This is a genomic window from Aquimarina aquimarini, from assembly GCF_900299535.1.
In the GTDB taxonomy this organism is placed as follows: Bacteria; Bacteroidota; Bacteroidia; order Flavobacteriales; family Flavobacteriaceae; genus Aquimarina; species Aquimarina aquimarini.
In genome coordinates this window covers 1-7,155 of sequence record NZ_OMKE01000029.1, presented here as the reverse complement: position 1 = coordinate 7,155, position 7,155 = coordinate 1, and the positions used below count along the sequence as shown (strand labels likewise).

General features: G+C 34.3%; 8 protein-coding genes. 6 read left to right on the top strand and 2 right to left on the bottom strand.

What is annotated here, in order from left to right; all coding sequences use genetic code 11:
* The 4 genes from tssD to DG508_RS13665 all read left to right on the top strand — a co-directional run.
* On the top strand, positions 1-351 hold a 351-nt coding region (gene tssD, locus DG508_RS13680; protein ID WP_108868691.1), incomplete at its 5' end, for a type VI secretion system tube protein TssD.
* A gap of 6 nt (positions 352-357) precedes the next feature.
* Positions 358-1,620 carry a hypothetical protein gene (locus tag DG508_RS13675; RefSeq protein ID WP_108868690.1) on the top strand — a complete coding sequence of 421 codons (1,263 nt, stop codon included), beginning with the start codon at positions 358-360 and terminating at the stop codon, positions 1,618-1,620.
* Entirely contained in the window at positions 1,617-2,120 is a 504-nt protein-coding gene (locus DG508_RS13670) for a hypothetical protein (RefSeq protein WP_108868689.1), read from the top strand. Before DG508_RS13675 ends, DG508_RS13670 begins: the two co-directional genes overlap by 4 nt.
* Positions 2,121-2,134: 14 nt before the next feature.
* Positions 2,135-2,386: a hypothetical protein gene (locus DG508_RS13665; RefSeq protein WP_108868688.1), complete on the top strand. Its 252-nt coding sequence runs from the start codon at positions 2,135-2,137 to the stop codon at positions 2,384-2,386.
* A gap of 75 nt (positions 2,387-2,461) precedes the next feature.
* Here the strand turns inward: DG508_RS13665 and DG508_RS13660 are convergent, their stop codons facing one another.
* Positions 2,462-3,154, bottom strand: a complete 693-nt coding sequence (locus DG508_RS13660; RefSeq protein ID WP_234418231.1) for a LytR/AlgR family response regulator transcription factor — start codon at positions 3,152-3,154, stop codon at positions 2,462-2,464.
* A complete protein-coding gene (locus DG508_RS13655) occupies positions 3,154-4,218 on the bottom strand; it encodes a sensor histidine kinase (protein WP_108868686.1) in 1,065 nt (354 codons plus the stop codon). The genes DG508_RS13660 and DG508_RS13655 overlap by 1 nt, the downstream gene beginning before the upstream one ends.
* Before the next feature lie 195 nt (positions 4,219-4,413).
* Here DG508_RS13655 and DG508_RS13650 point away from each other — a divergent pair, with 195 nt between their 5' ends.
* The gene (locus tag DG508_RS13650) at positions 4,414-4,836 is read left to right on the top strand and encodes a nuclear transport factor 2 family protein (protein ID WP_108868685.1); all 423 of its coding nucleotides are present in this window, start codon (positions 4,414-4,416) and stop codon (positions 4,834-4,836) included.
* A 7-nt stretch (positions 4,837-4,843) separates the two neighbouring features.
* On the top strand, positions 4,844-7,006 hold the full coding sequence (locus tag DG508_RS13645) for a DUF5916 domain-containing protein (RefSeq protein WP_108868684.1): 2,163 nt from the start codon (positions 4,844-4,846) through the stop codon (positions 7,004-7,006).
* Positions 7,007-7,155 lie beyond the last annotated feature (149 nt).

The window sequence follows — 7,155 nt, the reverse complement described above, 5'->3', positions numbered from 1 at the left end:
ATGTTGGATTGTAGTTTTGATATGGATCAACAATTAGATCACAATGGTAGGCCCAGTGCTCGCCCAAGGGGAGGAATCATCATTGCCACGGTAGAATTAGAAAAACAAACCGATCTTATAGAGTGGATGGTAAGTTCACACCAGACCAAAAGTGGTAATGTCACTTTTTTAAAACACGATGGTATGGGTGTATTGCTAAGCATTGATTTTAGCGATGCCTATTGCGCACGATTGAGTGGTCAATATGTAGCAGATACCAGCAATCAGCTCTATATAAAACTCAAAATTTCTGCCAGAGAAGTCAGTTTAAATGGAGTCAAGCATATCAACAACTGGCCAGTAAAAAAATAATAGTGTATGAGTTATACCAATAATGAATCCCTCCAAGAGTTAGACAGACTACTTTGTGAGGCGCTGGATATCGCATCGCTATATCCTAGCAAAGGGGTGTATTTTGGCAAAGCCAAAGAAATAGCAGAAGGTTTTTATCAACACTTAGATACCGCACGCCCCCAATTGGCAGAAGCACTGTATAAAATAGATTTGGCAATGCAGGGGTATGATGATGGAGCATCCCGCGCACGTTTTGAAATGCTAAATCTGGTTAATGACCCCGCAAGCTTGACAGAAGAAGAACTATGCCAAAAATACATACAAGAAACCTCAGACGGATATAAAGTATATGACCCAGAGGCAGGGGTATGGTTTAATTTTTCAGAACAAGCAAAGATTAGTATTACCATAAAATATGACCATGAGCAATACTACCAACCCGCACTATACCTAGATGCCTATGATCCCAAAAATGGGATGACCATATCCTTTATAGACCCTGAGCTCACTAGCGAAGACCTCTGGGAGGCAGACCGTGCAAAATGGGGTGTAAATCTAGATGAGTGGCGTGAGATCGAGTATGAAGACTCATGGGTAAACGTTACCAAAACAGGAGCAGGTATTGCAGGCAAAACCGCAGGTACCCTCAATGCTTTTGTTATGGGGCAACATTATACACACTCCTTTCTTAACCTAAACGGAATAGAAGGCACCCAATGGAAAAGCCTGGATGGCGCATGGCATAGTTATCAAGAGATTCAACACGCAAAAAACGGATTTGTAAGACAAGGCCTAAAAACCAGCCATCATTGGGCAAAAGTAAGAGGTGGTAAAGCGACGCCTTTTCCTAAAGCACTTGGAAAAGTGTGTTTTGCAGTTAATGTTGGAGCGAGTATAATTAATACAGCCGATGCCCATTTAAGTGATGATGCAAATAAATGGGGTGTAACCACAAAAAATGCTGTAGATATTGTTATGGGGATTACCGCTTTTATCTCTGGATATGGCTGGGCAATATCAGGTACTTATTTTTTGATGGATGCCAATGATGAATTTGGTGATTGGGGTAAACCTAGCGGCTATAGCACCCAGCAAGCTAGTACATGGGCACGTGAGCGGGAGCAGTGGGCAAAAGAAGATTTTCATACCATGGATTTTGAGCTAGATTATGATCCTCCAGCAGAGCAAATGCGTACCGATATGATTAGAGAAATAAGAGAGTTTAAGAGAGATAAAACCTATGTACAGCCCAAAATGATATATCAATCAAAAGCTTTGCGAAGATGAGTAGTTGGTTAGCAAAAATAAGACCACCAAAGTATTTACGGTATCTATTTTTTATTGTTTATTCTTTTTATAGATCATATAGAAGTGAGCGTAATGAAGCACATTGGAGTAGTGTAATATTCTTGGCTATTTTTCATGGTTTGTTATTTCTTATGGTAGCATATTTTTTTCAAGACTTTTTTTTTCCACCTGTTAGTTCAAATGATAATCTTGGACTCTACTATAAAAAAGACCCTAACGATGATTTAATTTTATATGGTTCAATATTATTTACAGGGGCTTTATTTTATATTATTTTTTTATATCAAAAAAAATGGAGAAGTTATATTGATGAGTTTAGTCATTTAAAAAGGAAGGATCGTAGAAAGGGAACTGTTTATTTATTTTTTTATTTATTAATATGCCTTTTTTTGGCTTTTTCATCAATAATTCTCGATGAAGTATTTGGGATACAGCTTATAGAAAAACATATAGAGCCTATTATACAAAATTCGCAATAGATATAGGTGTTATTATGGGGATTACCGCCTTTATCTCTGGATATGGTTGGGCGATATCAGGTACTTATTTTTTGATGGATGCCAATGATGAATTTGGTGATTGGGGTAAACCTAGTGGCTATAGTACCCAGCAAGTCAGTACATGGGCACGAGAGCGAGAGCAGTGGGCAAAAAAAGATTTTCATACCATGGATTTTGAGCTAGATTATGATCCCCCAGCAGAGCAAATGCGTACCGATATGATTAGAGAAATAAGAAAAAAGTAGTGACACACTTTATTGAACACTCCCGCGGGGAGACTCAAAGTAGTGCTGAGACTACCTAAAATAGTACAGAGAACCTTACATTCTATCTATGACTGCTGATTTGTAGCTATCACCTATAGGAATTTCGATAGCATCGATTTCGATATCATGCTTGGTATAAGCGGTGATTTTATCAGTATTTACAATATAGGAACGATGAGTTCGTAGAAATCGATCATCCAAATTATCTTCAAAAGCAGTAATACTATGTTTTATTAGATGATTTTCGCCTGCCAGATGGATTTTGATATAGTCTTTAACACTTTCTATGTATAGAATATTATCAAAATGTACCTTTACTTGTTTTCTATCTTTTCTAATAAAAATAAAATTATCTCTTTTGGTAGATATCGCAATGCTTTGTGGTTGGACAATAGATTGAAGCTCTAAAAATTTTTCTACAGCTTTAAAAAAACGACCAAAAGTAATAGGTTTTAAAAGATAATCAACCGCATTGAGTTCAAACCCATCAAGGGCATAATCTCTGTAAGCAGTAGTAAAGATAACTTTAGGTTTATTGATAAGGTTTTTAAAAAAAACAGTACCCTGCAATACAGGCATTTCAATATCTAAAAACAATAAATCAACAGCTTGTTGTTGCAATACCTTGCTAGCTTCGATAGCACTGGCACAAGAAGCTACAATTTCAAAATCATCTAACTGATTTAGATGTTTTTTGATGAGGTTTCTCGCCAATTCTTCATCATCTACAATTACACATTTATACATTATGGTTGTTTTAATGTTAAACTTAGTTCATATTGATTTTCTGTATCTAATATCTGTAGGTCATGAGTATTTGGATACAACAATTCGAGCTGTTTTTTTATATTATTGAGCCCTAATGCATCTACTTTGTTTTTGACCTCATTATAGGTATTTGGTTTTGTATTGGTGATAAGAAATAGAATCGTTTTATCCTGAGTTGATAAATCGATATTGATTGTTGCTTTTTTTAGTTCTTGACTTACTCCATGTTTGAATGCGTTTTCTATAAAAGTAAGTAATACTAATGGAGCAATCCTAGCGTCTGTATCTATGCTTGTTTTAAACGAAATAGCTACACGGTTTCCATATCGTATTTTTTCTAAAGCCAAGTAGTTTTCTAGCAATTCAACCTCTTTAGCGAGTACAACAAATTTATCCTTACAACGATACAGCATATAATCCAGAATATCAGATAGACGCTCAATGACTTCAGGTGTTTTGTCAGATTTTTCTAGAGCAAGCGCATATAAATTATTTAGTGTATTGAATAAAAAATGAGGATTTAACTGATGTTTTAGAGCATTGAGTTCTGCAATTTTTTTTTGTTCACTGAGCTTTAGAAACTGCTGTTGGTTTTTATAAAAACTAGCCATTAGAAGCAATACAGTAGGGGTTAAGAATTTGATCGCCTTACTTAAGATTACAGAGAAATTAGAAAACCTTTTTAAAAAAGGAACTTGTGCATATTTTTTAGCGATTTCACTATAGAACTCGATATATTTAGGGTCGTAATAGTAAATTTTGTAAAGACCATATAGCGCATACATGGCTAGTATTAAAATTATAAGAGAGACGATAAATAATACAATTTTTTTTTGATTCAGGAATTTAGGAATCAAAATATAGATACAAGTATATGCCGATATTATCTGCACAATAACCACCATTACATTAAAATCAATCACCTGCCTATAACTACTATGTACATTCATACTGGCAGATAATACAAAATAGAGTAATACACAAACCCAAAATAGGATATGCGTTATCAAGGGTTGTTTTATAAATGTTTTTAGTCTTTTCATAAGGATGCTACAAAAATAAGTTTTATAGGATCAAATTTCATTTTTTATCTACCAATCCTATATATAAAGCTATAAAATGGGTAAAATTAGAGATCAATATAGGTTTTTAGCTACATAGCCATAAAACAGGAGTTGGTCTACTTTTATGTAAACGTGTTTGTAATCAGGATATATTCGTCAAAAAACTTATCAAAGATGAAAAAAACGTTTCTAGTACTAGCCTTATTTGGGAGTATTGCATTCACATTCGCTCAAAAATCAGACTATTCTCAAATAGAAAAAACAGTATGGTATTATCTAGACGGTGATACCCAAAAAGACTATGAACTGTTGAAGAAAGCATTTCATAAAAATGCAACTATGAAATATGTATCTAGTAAAAAGGGGTATACAGAAAGTAATGCGCTCGAAGCTTTTAAATCAATACAAGGAAAAGAACCAGAAACCAACCGAATGAATCGAATTGAATACATCAACATAGCAGGAAAATCTGCCAATGCCAAAATAGAAGTGGTATACCCCAATGCTGTAGTGGTAGATTATATGAATCTTCTGAAAATTGAAGGGGAATGGAAGATCGTAAGTAAAATTTATTCAATGAAGAGAAAGAAAAAATAAGAAGGTAATGGGAAAATTTGTATGGGTTGGAATATGCTATTTTTTTGTATTGAACAGTTTCTCGCAAGAGAAAAAAATTCCTTTTTTACAAGAAAAAATTACTGTAGATGGTAAACAGGATGAGAGTGTTTGGCAACAACTGCCAGAAAGTACAGGGTTTTATAATTATGCACCTACAGATATTGGAGAAGCCGAACGACAAACTGCAGTAAAACTCTTTCATGACGGAGAATATTTGTATGTAAGTGCGGTATATAAGGATACAGAAACCAACATACAGGTAAGCTCTCTAAAACGAGATGTATCTATAGGAATTAGTGATTCGTTTGTTCTCATTTTGGATACTCAGAACCAACAGCAAAACGGATATTATTTTGCAGTAAATGGTTACGGTACACAGGTTGATGGACTTGTAGAGCGTGTAAACGAGGGGTTTGATTTTAGTTTAAGTTGGAATACCATTTGGAAAACAGCAACCTCTGTAGAGGGAACCGATAAGATATATGAATTAGCAATTCCATTAAAGGCATTGAATTTTAGCGGTAATAATCCAGTGTTTGGAGTTCAAATGTATACCCGAGATATCAAAGAGAATTCGTGGACCATTCTGACAAATGTAAAACGGAATTACCGATTGTTTGATTTACGGTTTACTACCCCATTTGTAGTAGAAGATATACCCGATCGATCCGTATCGCGATTTGCAGTGACCCCATCAGTAACCATTAATCATATAAATGATGTAGCTAATGATGAGGAGGAAACAACAATCAAACCAAGCTTGGATATACAGTATAACCTATCTTCATCCTTGAAGTTGGATGCTACTATAAATCCTGATTTCTCACAGATAGATGTAGATAGACAGGTAACAAACTTAACACGGTTTGCCTTGTTTTTTCCTGAAAGACGAAATTTCTTTTTAGAAAATTCTGATTTGTTTTCTAATCTGGGCGTAGAAGGTGTCAACCCTTTTTATTCTAGAAAAGTAGGGAGGAACTCAGACATTCTATTTGGCTTAAAGTTATCTGGCAATGTGCTCCCAAAAACCAGAATAGGTGTATTGAATGTACAGACAGATCAAGAGGATGATATTGCCTCACAAAATTATGGAGCATTGGTGGTAGAACAACAACTTACAAAAAACTTTACCACTACAGGATTTTTGATCAACAGACAGCAAACAGATGAGTTTGAGTTTGAAGATGATTATAATCGTGTTGCTGGAGTAAATCTTAATTTTAAGTCTGATAATAATAAATGGACTGGGGTATCTAATTTTGGAAAGAGTTTCAATGATAGTATTTCAGGAAACAATGATTTTTATAATCTTGGAATCTGGTATAGTAAACGAGGTTTTGAATGGAGTGCTGAAGTCAAGAGTATTGATAGAAATTATATTACTGATGTTGGTTTTACACCACGATTATACAATTATGATGCAATCAATGATGAGGAGATAAGAGAGGGGTACACCCAAACGACAGCCAGAATAGAATATGAAAAATTTTATGAAGAATCAAAGACTCTAAACTCGATTCGTCTGTTGAACTATAGAAATAATAATTATTTTGATAAAAGCGGAACATTGACTCAGACGTCTCATTTTTTGAATTCGGCTGTGCGGTTTAAGGATTTATCTGCTATTTACTATGTATTTACATATGATTATATTGATCTTAAATATGGTTTTGATCCATTGGGTAATGGCAATCCTTTGCAACCCGATGAATACCATTCTGGAATCCTAAAAATAGGATACAATTCAGCTAATAATCAAAAATTCCGTTATCGATTTAATGTACAAAAAGGTACTTATTATGGGGGAAGTAGAACTACAGCAGGTACTTTTTTGAACTATCAACTGTTACCATTTGCCAATCTAGAAGTATCATATGATATCAATGCTATTGATCTTGATGAATTGGGGAATGAGACATTTCATCTGGCACGATTCTCTAATGAGATCTTTTTTAATAATCGATTAAGCTGGAGCACCTATGTTCAATACAATACGCAGAGAGATAATTTTAATATCAATAGCCGTTTGCAATGGGAGTATAAGCCATTGTCATATATCTATCTGGTAGTAAGCGATAATTACAATAAAAATATTGATCGTACAAACTGGGGAGTAGCTTTTAAGATGAATTATAGATTTGATTTTTAAGGAGATGTAATACATTATTTTAATAATCATAAAAAAAAGAGAGGACTAATTTTTGAGGGCACTGAAAAAGCTTAACTTTTTCAGCAATGACTAGAAAAAGGCGATTAAATAAACATTGATTTTATTTAATCGCTTTTTTCATTTGAAGC